Here is a 14,742-nt window from a genome sequence, read left to right on the forward strand (position 1 = left end):
TCACGTGAAACATTTTGATGTCATTGTCACAGGAGGCGGGCACGCGGGGACCGAGGCCGCGTCGGCGGCTGCGCGGATGGGCGTCAGGACGGCGCTGGTGACGATGCAAAAGGACGATCTGGGAGCCTTGTCCTGCAACCCGGCGATCGGAGGGCTTGGAAAAGGCCATCTGGTGCGAGAGATCGACGCGATGGACGGTGCGATGGGTCGTCTTGCGGATAGCGCTGGCATTCAGTTTCGGCTGCTGAACCGTCGCAAGGGGCCGGCCGTCCAAGGTCCGCGCGCGCAGATGGATCGGCGACTCTATCGCGCGGCCGCGAGCGATTTTCTGTCGCGTCACGACAACCTGACGCTGATCTATGGCGAGGTCGCGGAGCTGACAAGCGACGGCACCTCTGTTCATGGAGTTGTGCTGGCGGATGGGACGGCCCTGCTTTCGGACGCGGTGGTGCTGACGACCGGAACGTTCCTCAATGGGATCATCCATATAGGTGACGAAAGTCGGGCTGCCGGGCGCTGGGGAAACGCTGCGTCCAGAAATCTTGCGGCCTCTCTGCTGCGTTTCGACCTGCCGCTGGGCCGGCTGAAGACCGGCACGCCGCCGCGCCTGTCGGGCCGCAGCATCGACTGGGACCGTCTTGAAAAACAGCCGGGCGACGACAGCCCGACGATGTTCTCGTATCTCAGCTCAACCCCGGTCGCGCCGCAGATTTCCTGCGCGATCACTCATACGAACCCCGACACGCATCGGATCATCCGAGAAAATCTGACGCGCTCTGCCATGTATGGCGGACAGATCTCGGGGCGCGGGCCGCGTTATTGTCCCTCGATCGAGGATAAGGTCGTTCGCTTTCCGGATAAGTCGTCACATCAGATCTTTCTGGAGCCGGAAGGGCTGGGCGATGATACCGTCTATCCGAACGGGATCTCGACCTCGCTGCCGGCCGACATTCAAACGGAATATATCCGTTCAATCGTCGGCCTGGAAAACGCACAGATCGTTCAGCCTGGATACGCCGTCGAGTATGACTATGTCGACCCGCGCGCGCTGGATCAGACGCTGAAGCTTCGCGATGTCGAGGGTCTCTATCTTGCCGGGCAGATCAACGGCACCACGGGCTATGAAGAGGCTGCCGCCCAGGGCTTAGTGGCCGGGCTGAATGCCGCGCTTCGGGTGAAAGGCAGCGCGCCGGCCGCGTTCAGCAGGACCGACAGCTATATCGGGGTGATGATCGACGACCTCACCACGAACGGGGTGACCGAACCGTATCGCATGTTCACATCGCGCGCTGAGTTTCGACTGACCCTGCGGGCGGATAATGCCGATCAGCGCCTGACGCCCGTGGCGATGGATCTGGGCTGCGTCAGCGAGGCGCGGCGCGAAAGCTTCGGGCGGCGTCAGGCCGCCTATGTTGAAGCCCGCGCCGTGGCAGAACAGCGGACGTTTTCGCCCAGTCAGCTTCAGAATTTCGGCGTCCATGTCCGTCTGGATGGACAGGCAAGGTCTGTCTTCACGCTGCTGGGAACGGACACCGTGGACGAAGTGCTCCTTTACTCGCTGGCACCAGAACTTCGTAGATTCCCTGACGATACACTGCAACAGCTGCGCAACGACGCGCTTTACCATCAATACAGCGATCGCCAGGCACGTGACGCTGCCGTGCTGCGCGCTGATGAGGCCATCGAACTGCCGTCGGACCTCGATTATACCTCAGTCTCCGGCCTTTCCTCCGAACTTCGCGTGAAGCTGGCCGAGGCGCGACCGACTACGCTGGCCGCGGCATCGCGGATCGAGGGGATGACACCGGCGGCGCTGACGCTGCTGGTGGCGCTGGCGCGACTGGCAAAGCGCCGCTCCGCATGACCATCGATGTTTCACGTGAAACAGAGGAACGGCTGGACGATTATGCGGCGCTGATTCGAAAGTGGAACCCGCGCATCAACCTCGTGGCGCCGGCGACGCTCCCGGATCTGCGCCAACGCCACATCGACGACTGCCTGCAAATCGCACACCACGCGAAGCCCGTGTCCGGCCTTTGGGCCGATCTTGGCAGCGGCGGCGGCCTGCCCGGTCTGGTCGTGGCCATTGCATTTCAAGGTCGCGCGATCCGGTTCACCTTGGTGGAAAGCGATCAGCGCAAGGCCGCATTCCTGCGCACCGCGATCCGGCAGCTGGATCTTGCCGACACAACTGTCCTTTCTTCGCGCATCGAAGCGCTGGAACCCCTGAAAGCCGATCACATATCCGCACGGGCGCTTGCCCCGCTGCCCCGCCTTATGGCATATCTGGACAGGCATCTGGCGATTGACGGGCGGGCTTGGCTGATGAAGGGCGAACAATGGCGATCCGAGGTCGCCGAGGCGCGGAAGCACTGGAACTTTACCGCCGACGTGTTTCCAAGCGCGACAAAGTCCGGAGCCGCCATCATCAATATCAGCGGAGTCTCCCATGTCTGATCGCAATATCGTGGCCATCGCCAACCAGAAGGGCGGGGTCGGCAAGACGACCACGGCGATCAATCTGGGTGCGGCGCTTGCGCAGGCAGGCCATCCGACCATCCTCATCGACCTCGATCCGCAGGGCAATGCCTCGACCGGGCTGGGCATCGATGCGGAACGTCGACAGCGCACCGTCTATGACCTGCTTGCAGGCCCGGAGTCTCTGTCCGAATGCGCCATCGACACAGATGTCCCCCTGTTGCAGATCGTGCCCGCCACCCCGGATCTCTCTTCGGCCGATGTCGAACTGTCTCAGACGACCGAACGGACGCGCCTTCTGCGTCGCAAGCTGGACCGGGCGCCCAAGGGCAGCATCATCCTGATCGACTGTCCTCCCGCCCTTGGCCTGCTGACGGTCAACGCGATGGTGGCCGCAGACAGCGTTCTGGTGCCCTTGCAGGCTGAGTTCTATGCGCTGGAGGGGTTGTCGCAGCTGCTGACGACCGTCAAGCAGGTGCGTCAGACGGCGAATCCCGATCTGCGCATCAACGGGGTGCTGCTGACCATGTCAGATTACCGCAACAACCTGTCGCAACAGGTCGAGGCGGATGCGCGCGCCACACTGGCAGATCTGGTCTATCCCACCGTCATTCCGCGGAATGTGCGCGTGTCCGAGGCGCCGTCCCACGCCCAACCCGTCCTGGACTACGATCCTGCATCCAAGGGCAGCATCGCCTATCGCAAATTCGCCGCCGAGTTCGCGGCGCGTCTCAACCTGGTCGCGGAAGAGGTCTGAACCATGTCCGACAGCAAAACCGCCAAGCGCGGACTGGGCCGCGGCCTTTCGGCGCTGATGGCCGATGTCGAATTGTCCACGCCGGCGGCCGAGACCGCCGGACGCGATCGTACGATGATCCCGATCGAACAGCTGACCGCGAACCCCGATCAGCCGCGCCGCAGTTTCGATCCGCAGGCTTTGCAAGAACTTGCCGATTCGCTGAAGACTCGCGGCGTACTTCAGCCCCTGATCGTGCGTCCGCATCCGGCCGATGACGGCCTGTATCAGATCGTCGCTGGCGAACGGCGGTGGCGCGCGGCGCAGATGGCGCAGCTGCACGAACTGCCGGTCATTATCCGCGATTTGTCCGATACCGAGGTTCTGGAAGTCGCGATCATCGAAAATATCCAGCGCGCCGACCTGAACGCGATCGAAGAGGCGGCGTCTTTTCGGCAATTGATGGATCGCTTTGGCCATACGCAGGAAAGACTGGCCGAGGCGCTGAACAAAAGCCGCAGCCACATCGCCAATCTTCTTCGACTGCTGAACCTGCCCGATCCGGTTCAGGATCTGGTCAAGGACGGCAAGCTGTCGGCCGGTCACGCCCGCGCCCTGATCACTGCGTCGAATCCCGGCCTTCTTGCCCGCAAGGTAATCGAAAAGGGCATGTCCGTCCGCGAAACCGAAGATCTGGTGCGCAGGCAGGCGCAGCCCGAATCGGCGCCGCGCAGGCCGTCAACCCGGCGGGCCGAGAAGGACGCCGATACCCGCGCCCTGGAATCGGATCTGTCCGCGCAACTGAAAATGGCCGTCTCGATCAACCACGCCGGGATGGATGGCGGAACCGTCTCCATCACCTATCGCGACCTCGATCAGCTTGACCGGCTGTGCCAGCTTCTGGGCGGCCACAACTGATACATGTGGGATCTATCGGGCGAGAAACACTATATCTAGTATCTTACTTCGGGCCGGCTGGCCACATATATGCCGACAGCCGTGCACACCGCCGCCTGTCCGCCGACGATCCACAACGGCAGACCCAACCACCAGGTGAAGACGACGCCGGCCGTCATCGCGCCAAGCGCCCAGATCTTTGCGGGCCGGCTGATCGCCCCCCGCTCTTGCCAGGCGCGAACGGGCGGGCCGTAGGTGGGATGATCCATGATCTTCTGGCGCAGCCGCGGAGAGCTGCGCGCGAATGCCCAGGCCGCCACCAGCAGAAAGGGAACGGTCGGCATCACCGGCAGCGCGATGCCGATGATGGCCAGCCCCAGAAACAGCGCGCCGAGGGCGAACCAGACACGGCGCATGGTCAGGCCGCAAGCTGCCGCAGGATCGCGTTCAGGACCGGCCGCCCGGTTCGGGTCGCGGCCAGCCGCCCCGCATCGCGGCGCACCATGCCCAGCTCCTCCAGCTCCGCGACGGCGCGTGCGGACAAGGGCACACCGGCCAAGCGCGCATAACGCGCCTCGTCCATGCCTTCGGCCAGCCGCATCGACATCAACAGATACTCCAAGGCCTGCTCATCCGGGGGAAGGAACGTCCGCAGCGACTCGCCCGTTCCGTCGCGCTCGACCGCGTGCAGCCATTCACCGGGCATCCGATGGGCCTCGGTGGCGTGGCGGCCCTGCGGCAGGGTGATGCGCCCATGCGCGCCGGGGCCCACGGCGGCCCAGTCACCCTGCCGCCAATAGATCAGGTTGTGCCGGCTTTCCGCGTCCGCCGCTGCGTGATTCGAGGTTTCATAGCCCGCCATGCCCGCGCCCGCGCAAATATCCTGCGTGTCCAGATACATGTCCGCAGCCAGATCGTCGTCGGGCAGATCGCGCAGCCGGCCCGCCGCCGCCCGCGCGCCGAAGGCGGTGTCCGGCTCGATGGTCAGCTGATACAGCGACAGATGATCGACCGCCATCGAAAACGCCTCGCTCAATTCGGCGCGCCAGTCATCGCGGCTCTGGTTCTGGCGCGCATAGATCAGATCAAAGCTGACCCGCGCGAAACTGTCGCGCGCGACATCGAACGCCGCCCGCGCCTCCGCGACCGAATGCAGCCGCCCCAGACGCCGCAGATCGTCGTCGTTCAGCGCCTGCACGCCCATCGACAGCCGGTTCACGCCCGCCTCGGCATAACCCGCAAAGCGGGTCTTTTCGACGCTGGTCGGATTGGCCTCAAGCGTGATCTCGATATCGTTGGCAAAACCCCACGCCGCCCGCGCGGCGCGCAGCACCGTGTCCACCGTCTCGGGCAGCATCAAGGACGGCGTACCGCCGCCGAAAAAGATGCTGCCCAGATGCCGGCCCGGCAATTCGTCGCCCAGACGCGCGATCTCGGACGACAGGGCCGCGGCCCATCGGGACTGGTCGATCCGGTCCGTGACATGGCTGTTGAAGTCGCAGTAAGGGCATTTCGCCGCGCAGAACGGCCAATGCACGTAAAGCCCGAACCCGCCGTCGCGCCAGTCGTCGGGCGCGGCTGCGCCGATTGCGGCGCAGGAATTGTCGGGCAGGGGGTCAGGCAAAACAGGCCCCGATCATGCGATTCACGGCAAGCGCGCGATGGCTGAGGCTGTTCTTCTGCTCGGCCGACATCTCGGCCAATGTCTGCTGGTGGCCGTCCGGCATGAAGATCGGATCGTATCCGTGCCCCTCGGCGCCGCGCGGCGGCCAGACGACCTGCCCCGGCAGGACGCCTTCGAACACCTCGTCATGCCCGTCGGGCCACATCAGCACCAGGGTGCAGCGGAACTGGGCGCGGCGCGGCTGGGGCGCGTTCGCGGCCTCCAGCCTTTCCCATGTCCGCGCCATCGCCACGCTGAAATCCCGGCCCTGTCCGGTCTCGGCCCAGTCGGCGGTGTGCACGCCCGGCGCGCCGTCCAGCGCATCGACGCAGATGCCGCTGTCATCGGCCAGCGCGGGCAAACCCGTCGCCGTCACCGCCGCGCGCGCCTTGATCCGGGCATTGCCGACGAAACTGTCCTCGGTCTCGGCCGGCTCGTCCAGCCCGGCCTCGGCCGCGCCGACCGCCTCGACGCCGTAAGGTGCCAGCAGCGCCCGCATCTCGGCCAGCTTGCCGGCGTTATGGGTCGCGACCAGCAGGCGTTTTTCGGCAAACCGCCTCATGCAAGCGCCGCCTTCTGCGCCGCGACCAGATCCGCAATCCCGCTTTCGGCCAGGTCCAGAAGCTGCCCCATCTCGTCGCGGCTGAAGGTCGCGCCCTCGGCCGACATCTGCACCTCGATCAGCCGGGGCTTGCCGGTCATCACGAAATTGCCGTCCGTGCCGGCCTCGCTGTCCTCGGCATAGTCCAGATCGACCACCGGCTGGCCGGCATAGATGCCGCAGCTGACCGCGGCCACGTGATCCATGATCGGATCGCCGGTGACCGCGCCGGCCTTGATCAGCTTGTTCACGGCCAGGCGCAGCGCGACCCAGCCCCCGGTGATCGCGGCGCAGCGCGTGCCGCCATCGGCCTGGATCACGTCGCAGTCGACGGTGATCTGGCGTTCGCCCAATGCCACGCGGTCGATGCCCGCGCGCAGGCTGCGCCCGATCAGGCGCTGGATCTCTTGCGTGCGGCCCGATTGCTTGCCCTGCGCGGCCTCGCGCCGGTTGCGGGTGTTGGTGGCGCGCGGCAGCATTCCGTATTCGGCCGTGACCCAGCCAAGCCCGGTGCCCTTCAGGAAACGCGGCGGATTGTCCTCGATACTGGCCGAACACAGGACATGCGTGTCGCCGCAGCGGATCAGACAGGACCCCTCTGCGTGCCGCATCACCCCGGTTTCGATTGAAATCGGGCGCATTTGGCTTAGATTCCGGCCTGAGGGGCGCATCTGGCATCCTTTCGCTAAGATCTGGCTGCCAGATACAGGGCCGCGCCCCGGTCACGCAAGCCCGTGAGGGATATGAGCCAGGAATCGCTGCTTTCGGAACTCAACGACCGCTCCCGCGAGGTGTTTCGCCGGGTGGTCGAGACCTATCTGGAAACGGGTGAGCCGGTGGGGTCGCGGACCCTGTCGCGGGCGCTGTCGGAAAAGGTCAGCGCGGCGACGATCCGCAACGTGATGCAGGATCTGGAATTCATGGGGCTGCTGGACAGCCCGCATGTCTCGGCCGGGCGGCTGCCGTCGCAGATGGGGCTGCGGCTGTTCGTGGACGGCATGATGGAGATCGACACCGTCGCCCCCACCGACCGCGCCGCCATCGACCAGACGCTGGGCAACGACGATCCCGACACCGGGCTGTTGCTGGACCGGGTCAGCACCGCGCTCAGCTCGATCACCCGCGGCGCATCGCTGGTGCTGATGCCGAAACACGAGGCGCCGATCCGCCATATCGAATTCGTCAGCCTGGCGCCCGACCGCGCGCTGGTGGTGCTGGTCTTTGCCGACGGCCATGTCGAAAACCGCATCTTTACGCCGCCGCCCGGTCAGACACCCTCGTCCATGCGCGAGGCCGGCAACTTCCTGAACGCGATGGCCGAGGGCCGGACGCTGGCCGAATTGCGGTCCCAGATCGGCCAGCAGATCGCCGCCAAGCGGCGCGAGCTGGACGTGCTGGCGGCCGAGCTGGTCGAATCCGGGCTGGCGCTGTGGGACGGCGAGACGGCCGATCCGCGCCTGATCGTGCGCGGCCGCGCCAATCTGCTGGAACGCGAGGCGGCCGATCTGGACCGGATCCGGGTGCTGTTCGACGATCTGGAACGCAAGCGCGACATCGTCGAATTTCTGGAACTGACCGAAAGCGGCGATGGCGTGCGCATCTTCATCGGATCGGAAAACAAGCTTTTCTCGCTTTCGGGTTCCGCTTTGGTAGTTTCTCCCTATATGAATGCCGACCGAAAGATTGTGGGTGCGGTGGGCGTGATCGGACCGACACGGCTGAACTATGGCCGGATCGTGCCGATCGTCGATTACACCGCGCAGCTGGTCGGCCGGGTCTTGTCCGGCCGGAAAGGATGAGTTTGAGAATGACCGAGCAGAACGAACAGCCGACCGACGAGACGATTGAAGATCCGCTGGCCGATCCCGCAGATGACGAGATCGCGCGGCTGACCGCCGAACGCGACCAGTTCCGCGACAAGTGGATGCGCGCCCTGGCCGATGCCGAGAACGCGCGCAAGCGCGCCGAAAAGGATCGCCGCGACGCCGAACAATATGGCGGCTCGCGGCTGGCGCGCGATCTGCTGCCGGTCCACGACGCGCTGAACCGCGCGCTCGAGGCGGCGGGCGAGGAACAGCGCAGCGCGGCGGCCGGCCTGCTGGAAGGGGTCGAACTGACCCTGCGCGAATTGTCGAACGTGTTCTCCAAGCACGGCATCACCATCATCACGCCCAAGCCCGGCGACAAATTCGACCCGACATGGCACGAAGCCATGTTCGAGGCGGCGGTGCCCGGCACCGTCGCGGGCGAGATCATCCAGATCATGGAAAACGGCTTTGCCCTGCACGACCGGCTTCTGCGCCCCGCAAAGGTCGGCGTCAGCTCGACCCCGGCAAGCTGAGCCGTGGCAAGCTGAACCCCCTCGCGCGCCCCGTCATCGCCGGGGCGCTGCCACCTTCCGCCGACTTGCCGATTCTTCCCGTCCGGGCCACGCTGAAGGCGACAATCGGTCTAGCGAAGGGAAGGGACCATGGCCAACACAGACGCGGTCCGAATACATCCCGCCGTCGATGACGGCGTCGCGCGGGGCGATCCGGGCTTCTCCGGCGGCGTGCTGACCTGTCACTGCGCCAGCGATCCGGTCAAGCTGCGGATCGGCGCGCAGACCGCCCACAACCATGTCTGCGGCTGCACCAAATGCTGGAAACCGGAGGGCGCGATCTTCAGCCAGGTGGCGGTGGTGTCGCGCGACGCGGTCGAGATCGTCCAGAACGGCGACAAGCTTGAGGTGGTCGATGCCGACGCGCCCATCCGGCGCTTTCGGTGCCGCGATTGCGGCGTGCACATGTATGGCCGGATCGAGAACAAGGATCACCCGTTCTACGGCCTCGATTTCGTCCACACCGAACTGTCCGCCGAGACCGGCTGGCCCGCGCCCGAATTCGCGGCCTTCGTCAGTTCGGTGATCGAATCGGGCGTCGATCCGGCGCGGATGGACGGGATCAGGTCGCGGCTGCGCGAATTGGGGCTTGAACCCTATGACGCGCTGTCGCCACCGCTGATGGACGCGATCGCCACCCATATCGCCAAACGCTCTGGCGCGCTGCCTGCTTGACGCGGGCGGTGCCGGAACTCACACATCTGACAGGGGGTCGTCCGAACCGGCCCCCTTGGCCATGACCCGCAAGCCGACCGAACCGAGAGGAGAGCGAAGATGAAAACCCGTGCCGCCATAGCCTTCGAGGCAGGCAAACCGCTGGAAGTGATGGAGGTCAATCTTGCCGGCCCGAAAGAGGGTGAGGTTCTGGTCGAGATCAAGGCGACCGGCATCTGCCACACCGACGAATTCACCCGCTCGGGCGAGGACCCCGAAGGGCTGTTCCCCGCGATCCTGGGCCATGAGGGTGCCGGCGTCGTGGTCGAGGTCGGGGCGGGCGTGACATCGGTCAGGCCCGGCGATCACGTCATCCCGCTCTATACCCCCGAATGTCGGGAATGCGCCTCGTGCCTGTCGGGCAAGACCAATCTGTGCACGCGCATCCGCGCAACGCAGGGGCAGGGGCTGATGCCCGACGGCACCAGCCGCTTCAGCCTGGATGACGGCACGCCGATCCATCACTACATGGGCTGTTCGACCTTCTCGAACTTTACCGTGCTGCCCGAAATCGCGGTCGCCAAGGTGCGGCAGGACGCGCCGTTCGACAAGATCTGCTATATCGGCTGCGGCGTGACCACCGGCATCGGCGCGGTCATCAACACCGCCAAGGTGGAAATCGGCGCCAAGGCGGTGGTGTTCGGGCTGGGCGGGATCGGTCTGAACGTCATTCAGGGGCTGCGCCTGGCCGGGGCCGACATGATCATCGGCGTGGATTTGAACGACGACAAGAAAGAGATGGCCGAGCGTTTCGGCATGACCCATTTCATCAACCCGAAGAATGTCGAGAACGTGGTGCAGGAAATCGTCGAGATGACGAAAACCCCGTTCGACCAGATCGGCGGCGCCGATTACAGCTTCGATGCCACCGGCAACGTCAAGGTGATGCGCGACGCGCTGGAATGCACCCATCGCGGCTGGGGCGTGTCGGTCATCATCGGCGTCGCGCCTGCGGGGGCCGAAATCAGCACGCGCCCCTTCCAGCTTGTCACCGGCCGGGTCTGGAAAGGCACCGCCTTTGGCGGCGCGCGCGGGCGCACCGACGTGCCGCGGATCGTGGACTGGTACATGGACGGCAAGATCCAGATCGACCCGATGATCACCCACACCATGCCGCTGGCCGACATCAACAAGGGGTTCGAGCTGATGAACAAGGGCGAATCCATCCGCTCGGTCGTCCTTTACTGATCCTTCCTCGCTGCTTAGGTAATCAGACGGCGGGGCCACGGTCCCGCCGTCGCCATGAGAACAACAAGGAGCAGGCCGATGCGGCATCAGTGGCTGGACGACGACGACGATGACGATGATGACGACGACCACCCGCGCAAGGGCGACAAGGATGGCGGGCTTGGCCTGCCCGAGGGCGACAAGATCGGCAAGCTCTACTTCAAGTCGCGCACGGTGATCGTCGCCGGCGCGATCACCGACAAGCTGGCGCAGCGCACCGTCGCCCATCTTCTGGCCCTGGCCGAGGACAGCGACGAGCCGATCAACATGCTGATCTCCTCGCCCGGCGGGCATGTGGAATCGGGCGACATGATCCATGATGTGATCAAGTTCATCCGCCCGACCGTGCGCACCATCGGGTCGGGCTGGGTCGCCAGCGCGGGGGCGCTGATCTTTGTGGGCGCGGACCGGGAAAACCGCTATTGCCTGCCCAACACGCGCTTTCTGATCCACCAGCCGTCGGGCGGGATCGGCGGCACCTCGTCGGACATGATGATCCAGGCCGAACAGGTGCGGCTGATGCGCGACCGGCTGAACCAGATCTTCGCCGAAGCGACCGGCCAAAGCGTCGAGCGGATCGAAAAGGACACCCACCGCGATTTCTGGCTGAACACGCAAGAGGCGCTGGATTACGGCCTTCTGGGCCGCGTCATCCGCAGCGTGGATGAGCTGACATGACAACCGGCGGGGAGGAGGTGACGATCCGCCCCGCCACAGCGGCCGACCGCGACGCGATCTGGGCGATCCTGCGCCCGGTCTATCGGGACGGCGCGACCTATTGCATGCCGCGCGACGTGTCCCGGCACGAGGCGTTGCAGGACTGGTTCGCCGCCCCCTTCCGGGTCTTCGTGGCCGAAACCGGCACCAGGATCGCCGGCACCAGCCATATCGGCGCCAACCGCCCCGCAGGCGGCGCGCATGTGGCCAACGCCTCGTTCGCGACCGATCCGGCCCTGCGGGGTCGCGGCGTGGCGCGCGCGCTGGTCGAACACGCGAAAGCCTGGGCGCGCGGCAACGGTTTTCGCGCGATGCAGTTCAACTTCGTCGTCGCCACCAACGAAGATGCCGTCCATTTGTGGCAGAAAGCCGGTTTCGCGATTGTCGGACGGCTGCCGGGGGCGTTTCTTCACCCCCAGAAGGGACCGGTGGATGCACTGGTCATGTTTCACGATCTGACAGGAGAGTCGCATGAGCCTTGAAACCGTTTCCGAAAACCGCTGCTTTGGCGGCACGCAGGGCGTCTATACGCACCAATCGGGCGCGACCGGCACGCCCATGACCTTCGGCCTGTTCCTGCCCGAGGCGGCGCAGCACGGCCGGGTGCCGGTGCTGTGGTATCTGTCGGGCCTGACCTGCACGCATGAAAACGCCATGACCAAGGCCGCAGCCCAAGGCTGGTGCGCCGAGGCCGGCATCGCCATCGTCTTTCCCGACACCTCTCCGCGCGGCGACGATGTGGCCGACGACGACGCCTACGATCTGGGCAAGGGGGCGGGGTTCTATGTCAACGCGACCCGCGATCCGTGGAAGCCGCATTTCCGGATGTGGGATTATGTGGTCGATGAACTGCCCGACCTGATCGGCGACAATTTCGCCATCGACCGCGACGCCATGGGCATCACCGGCCATTCCATGGGCGGGCACGGCGCGCTGACCATCGCGATGACCCATCCCGACCGCTATGCCTCGGTATCGGCCTTTGCGCCCATCGCCAACCCGTCGCAATCCGATTGGGGCCGCAAGCAGCTTTCGGCCTATCTGGGCGAGGATGAGGATACCTGGCGCGCGCACGATTCCTCGATCCTGATGACCGAACGCGGCTATCCGGGCGAGGTGCTGATCGACCAGGGCAGCGACGACCAGTTTCTGGACCTGCTGAAGCCCGAGACGCTGGCCCAGGCGATGATGGCGCGGCGTCAGCCCGGCCAGCTCCGCATGCAGCCCGGCTACGATCACAGCTATTTCTTCGTGCAAAGCTTCATGGCCGATCATGTGATGTGGCACGCCGAACGGTTGCTGTAGCACGCTTGCCGATCTTTCCCGGCCGCGTTGCCGTTTGCGCCATCAGACTTAGGGGCCAAATGGCAGCGCGGCGCATTGACGGACGCAGGGGCGCGACCAACACTGCGATCATGGAACGCTGCGGGGGGAGGAAATTCCGCAGCCATGATCCGCAGTGGAGGAACACTCATGAGATATCTGCTGAACAGCGCGGGCATCGCGCTGCTGCTGGCTGGCGCGGCCTATGCGAATGAAAGCGTGATGACCGAAACGGGAAAGCCCGGACAATGGGCGATCCAGACCGGCGATTATGCCAACACCCGCTATTCCGAACTGGACCAGATCAACAAGGACAATGTCGGCGATCTGCGCGTCGCGTGGACCTTTTCCACCGGCGTCCTGCGCGGGCACGAGGGCAGCCCGCTGGTGATCGACGACATCATGTATGTCCATACGCCGTTTCCCAACAACGTCTTCGCGCTGGATCTGGCCAATGACGGCAAGATCCTGTGGAGCTATGAGCCGCAGCAGGACCCCAACGTGATCGCGGTCATGTGCTGCGACACGGTCAATCGCGGCGTCGCCTATGCCGACGGGATGATCCTGCTGCATCAGGCCGACACGACGCTGGTGGCGCTGGACGCCAAGACCGGCGAAGAGAAATGGAAGGTGGTGACCGGCGATCCGTCCATCGGCGAAACCAACACCGCCACCGTCCTGCCGGTCAAGGACAAGGTGATCGTCGGCGTCTCGGGCGGCGAATACGGCGTTCGCGGCCGGGTCACGGCCTATAACCTGGCCGACGGCACCGAACTGTGGAAAGCCTATTCCACCGGCCCCGACGAGGAAATGCTGGTCGATCCCGAAAACACGATGGAGCTGGGCAAGCCCATCGGCGCCGACAGCAGCCTGAACAGCTGGGAAGGCGATCAGTGGAAGATCGGCGGCGGCCCGACCTGGGGCTGGTTCTCCTATGACCCCGATCTGAACCTGTTCTATTACGGCACCGGCAACCCCTCGACCTGGAACCCCAGCCAGCGGCCCGGCGACAACAAGTGGTCGATGACCATCATGGCCCGCGATGTCGATACCGGCATGGCCAAATGGTTCTATCAGATGACGCCGCACGACGAATGGGACTATGACGGCGTCAACGAGATGATCCTGACCGATCAGGAGGTTGACGGCGAACAGCGCAAGCTGCTGACCCATTTCGACCGCAACGGTTTCGGCTATACGCTGGACCGCGAAACCGGCGAGCTGATGGTGGCGAAGAAATTCGACCCGGCGGTGAACTGGGCGACCGAGGTCGTGATGGACCCCGAATCCGATCAATACGGGCGTCCGCAGGTCGTGGCCGAGTTTTCGACCGAACAGAACGGCGAGGATGTGAACTCGACCGGCATCTGCCCGGCGGCCCTGGGATCGAAGGACCAGCAGCCCGCGGCCTATTCGCCCGATACCGGCCTGTTCTATGTGCCCACCAACCATGTCTGCATGGATTACGAACCGTTCCGCGTGGCCTATACGGCGGGCCAGCCCTATGTCGGCGCGACGCTGTCGATGTATCCCGCGCCCGACAGCCATGGCGGCATGGGCAACTTCATCGCCTGGGACAATGTCGCAGGCGAGATCAAGTGGTCGCTGCCCGAACAGTTCTCGGTCTGGTCCGGGGCGCTGGCCACCAAGGGCGGCATCGTCTTTTACGGCACGCTGGAGGGTTATCTGAAGGCCGTGGACGCCGAGACGGGGGACGAGCTTTACAAGTTCAAGACACCGTCGGGCATCATCGGCAACGTGATGACCTACGAACGCGAGGGCAAGCAGTATGTGGGCATCCTGTCGGGTGTCGGCGGCTGGGCCGGCATCGGTCTGGCGGCGGGTCTGACCAATCCCAATGACGGGCTGGGCGCGGTGGGCGGTTATGCCGCGCTGTCGGACTATACCCAGCTTGGCGGCCAGCTGACCGTGTTCGAACTGCCGGGCGAGATGGCAGCCGCCCCCGCCGAAGAGACGACCGAGGGCGACGGCACCAGCGGCTAAGA

16 protein-coding genes are annotated in these 14,742 nt (G+C 65.0%); 12 read left to right on the forward strand and 4 right to left on the reverse strand.

All coding sequences use genetic code 11. The annotated features are described in order from the left end of the window. Positions 1-4 precede the first annotated feature (4 nt). From mnmG to JHW45_RS00430, 4 genes are read left to right on the forward strand one after another with little or no spacing between them, the layout of a single operon-like run. Positions 5-1,864: a tRNA uridine-5-carboxymethylaminomethyl(34) synthesis enzyme MnmG gene (mnmG, locus tag JHW45_RS00415; RefSeq protein WP_272859016.1), complete on the forward strand. Its 1,860-nt coding sequence runs from the start codon at positions 5-7 to the stop codon at positions 1,862-1,864. Next, complete coding sequence (gene rsmG / locus JHW45_RS00420; protein WP_272859017.1) at positions 1,861-2,457, forward strand: 16S rRNA (guanine(527)-N(7))-methyltransferase RsmG; 597 nt, start codon at positions 1,861-1,863, stop codon at positions 2,455-2,457. Before mnmG ends, rsmG begins: the two co-directional genes overlap by 4 nt. Continuing rightward, entirely contained in the window at positions 2,450-3,235 is a 786-nt protein-coding gene (locus JHW45_RS00425; protein WP_272859018.1) for a ParA family protein, read from the forward strand. The genes rsmG and JHW45_RS00425 overlap by 8 nt, the downstream gene beginning before the upstream one ends. A gap of 3 nt (positions 3,236-3,238) precedes the next feature. Continuing rightward, positions 3,239-4,132 (forward strand): ParB/RepB/Spo0J family partition protein, encoded by an 894-nt coding sequence (locus JHW45_RS00430; RefSeq protein WP_272859019.1) that lies wholly within the window; start codon positions 3,239-3,241, stop codon positions 4,130-4,132. A 35-nt stretch (positions 4,133-4,167) separates the two neighbouring features. On the opposite strand, the gene JHW45_RS00435 is transcribed toward JHW45_RS00430, so the two are convergent. Genes JHW45_RS00435 through rph form a run of 4 tightly spaced genes read right to left on the reverse strand, consistent with a single transcriptional unit; the run spans position 4,168 to position 7,046 of the window. Then, on the reverse strand, positions 4,168-4,527 hold the full coding sequence (locus tag JHW45_RS00435) for a YbaN family protein (RefSeq protein WP_272859020.1): 360 nt from the start codon (positions 4,525-4,527) through the stop codon (positions 4,168-4,170). A 2-nt stretch (positions 4,528-4,529) separates the two neighbouring features. Continuing rightward, entirely contained in the window at positions 4,530-5,735 is a 1,206-nt protein-coding gene (hemW, locus tag JHW45_RS00440; RefSeq protein WP_272859021.1) for a radical SAM family heme chaperone HemW, read from the reverse strand. Continuing rightward, complete coding sequence (rdgB, locus tag JHW45_RS00445) at positions 5,728-6,336, reverse strand: RdgB/HAM1 family non-canonical purine NTP pyrophosphatase (RefSeq protein ID WP_272859022.1); 609 nt, start codon at positions 6,334-6,336, stop codon at positions 5,728-5,730. Before rdgB ends, hemW begins: the two co-directional genes overlap by 8 nt. After that, positions 6,333-7,046, reverse strand: coding sequence for a ribonuclease PH (gene rph, locus JHW45_RS00450; protein WP_272859023.1), 714 nt, complete (start codon positions 7,044-7,046; stop codon positions 6,333-6,335). The genes rdgB and rph overlap by 4 nt, the downstream gene beginning before the upstream one ends. A gap of 72 nt (positions 7,047-7,118) precedes the next feature. On the opposite strand from rph, the gene hrcA reads away from it, so the two are divergent. The 8 genes from hrcA (at position 7,119) to JHW45_RS00490 (ending at position 14,740) form a co-directional block, all read left to right on the forward strand. Beyond that, on the forward strand, positions 7,119-8,174 hold the full coding sequence (gene hrcA / locus JHW45_RS00455; protein WP_272859024.1) for a heat-inducible transcriptional repressor HrcA: 1,056 nt from the start codon (positions 7,119-7,121) through the stop codon (positions 8,172-8,174). Positions 8,175-8,182: 8 nt separating this feature from the next. Continuing rightward, entirely contained in the window at positions 8,183-8,716 is a 534-nt protein-coding gene (locus tag JHW45_RS00460; protein ID WP_272859025.1) for a nucleotide exchange factor GrpE, read from the forward strand. Between the two features lie 129 nt (positions 8,717-8,845). Continuing rightward, positions 8,846-9,430 (forward strand): S-(hydroxymethyl)glutathione synthase, encoded by a 585-nt coding sequence (gfa, locus tag JHW45_RS00465; RefSeq protein ID WP_272859026.1) that lies wholly within the window; start codon positions 8,846-8,848, stop codon positions 9,428-9,430. 99 nt (positions 9,431-9,529) lie between these two features. Further along, positions 9,530-10,657 carry an S-(hydroxymethyl)glutathione dehydrogenase/class III alcohol dehydrogenase gene (locus tag JHW45_RS00470; RefSeq protein ID WP_272859027.1) on the forward strand — a complete coding sequence of 376 codons (1,128 nt, stop codon included), beginning with the start codon at positions 9,530-9,532 and terminating at the stop codon, positions 10,655-10,657. Positions 10,658-10,735: 78 nt separating this feature from the next. Next, on the forward strand, positions 10,736-11,374 hold the full coding sequence (locus tag JHW45_RS00475; RefSeq protein ID WP_272859028.1) for an ATP-dependent Clp protease proteolytic subunit: 639 nt from the start codon (positions 10,736-10,738) through the stop codon (positions 11,372-11,374). After that, the gene (locus JHW45_RS00480; protein ID WP_272859029.1) at positions 11,371-11,895 is read left to right on the forward strand and encodes a GNAT family N-acetyltransferase; all 525 of its coding nucleotides are present in this window, start codon (positions 11,371-11,373) and stop codon (positions 11,893-11,895) included. Before JHW45_RS00475 ends, JHW45_RS00480 begins: the two co-directional genes overlap by 4 nt. After that, positions 11,885-12,718: an S-formylglutathione hydrolase gene (gene fghA, locus JHW45_RS00485; protein WP_272859030.1), complete on the forward strand. Its 834-nt coding sequence runs from the start codon at positions 11,885-11,887 to the stop codon at positions 12,716-12,718. The genes JHW45_RS00480 and fghA overlap by 11 nt, the downstream gene beginning before the upstream one ends. A 168-nt stretch (positions 12,719-12,886) precedes the next feature. After that, positions 12,887-14,740 carry a methanol/ethanol family PQQ-dependent dehydrogenase gene (locus tag JHW45_RS00490; RefSeq protein ID WP_272859031.1) on the forward strand — a complete coding sequence of 618 codons (1,854 nt, stop codon included), beginning with the start codon at positions 12,887-12,889 and terminating at the stop codon, positions 14,738-14,740. The last annotated feature ends 2 nt before the right edge of the window (positions 14,741-14,742 follow it).

Origin of the sequence: Paracoccus stylophorae, from assembly GCF_028553765.1 — a bacterium.
Classification (GTDB): Bacteria; Pseudomonadota; Alphaproteobacteria; order Rhodobacterales; family Rhodobacteraceae; genus Paracoccus; species Paracoccus stylophorae.

Bases quoted from the DNA above. Each gene is read 5' to 3' on its own strand.
- rsmG (WP_272859017.1), top strand. From the start codon at position 1,861: ATGACCATCGATGTTTCACGTGAAACAGAGGAACGGCTGGACGATTAT.
- JHW45_RS00425 (WP_272859018.1), top strand. From the start codon at position 2,450: ATGTCTGATCGCAATATCGTGGCCATCGCCAACCAGAAGGGCGGGGTC.
- JHW45_RS00430 (WP_272859019.1), top strand. From the start codon at position 3,239: ATGTCCGACAGCAAAACCGCCAAGCGCGGACTGGGCCGCGGCCTTTCG.
- JHW45_RS00435 (WP_272859020.1), bottom strand. From the start codon at position 4,527: ATGCGCCGTGTCTGGTTCGCCCTCGGCGCGCTGTTTCTGGGGCTGGCC.
- rdgB (WP_272859022.1), bottom strand. From the start codon at position 6,336: ATGAGGCGGTTTGCCGAAAAACGCCTGCTGGTCGCGACCCATAACGCC.
- rph (WP_272859023.1), bottom strand. From the start codon at position 7,046: ATGCGCCCCTCAGGCCGGAATCTAAGCCAAATGCGCCCGATTTCAATC.
- hrcA (WP_272859024.1), top strand. From the start codon at position 7,119: ATGAGCCAGGAATCGCTGCTTTCGGAACTCAACGACCGCTCCCGCGAG.
- JHW45_RS00460 (WP_272859025.1), top strand. From the start codon at position 8,183: ATGACCGAGCAGAACGAACAGCCGACCGACGAGACGATTGAAGATCCG.
- gfa (WP_272859026.1), top strand. From the start codon at position 8,846: ATGGCCAACACAGACGCGGTCCGAATACATCCCGCCGTCGATGACGGC.
- JHW45_RS00470 (WP_272859027.1), top strand. From the start codon at position 9,530: ATGAAAACCCGTGCCGCCATAGCCTTCGAGGCAGGCAAACCGCTGGAA.
- JHW45_RS00475 (WP_272859028.1), top strand. From the start codon at position 10,736: ATGCGGCATCAGTGGCTGGACGACGACGACGATGACGATGATGACGAC.
- JHW45_RS00480 (WP_272859029.1), top strand. From the start codon at position 11,371: ATGACAACCGGCGGGGAGGAGGTGACGATCCGCCCCGCCACAGCGGCC.
- fghA (WP_272859030.1), top strand. From the start codon at position 11,885: ATGAGCCTTGAAACCGTTTCCGAAAACCGCTGCTTTGGCGGCACGCAG.
- JHW45_RS00490 (WP_272859031.1), top strand. From the start codon at position 12,887: ATGAGATATCTGCTGAACAGCGCGGGCATCGCGCTGCTGCTGGCTGGC.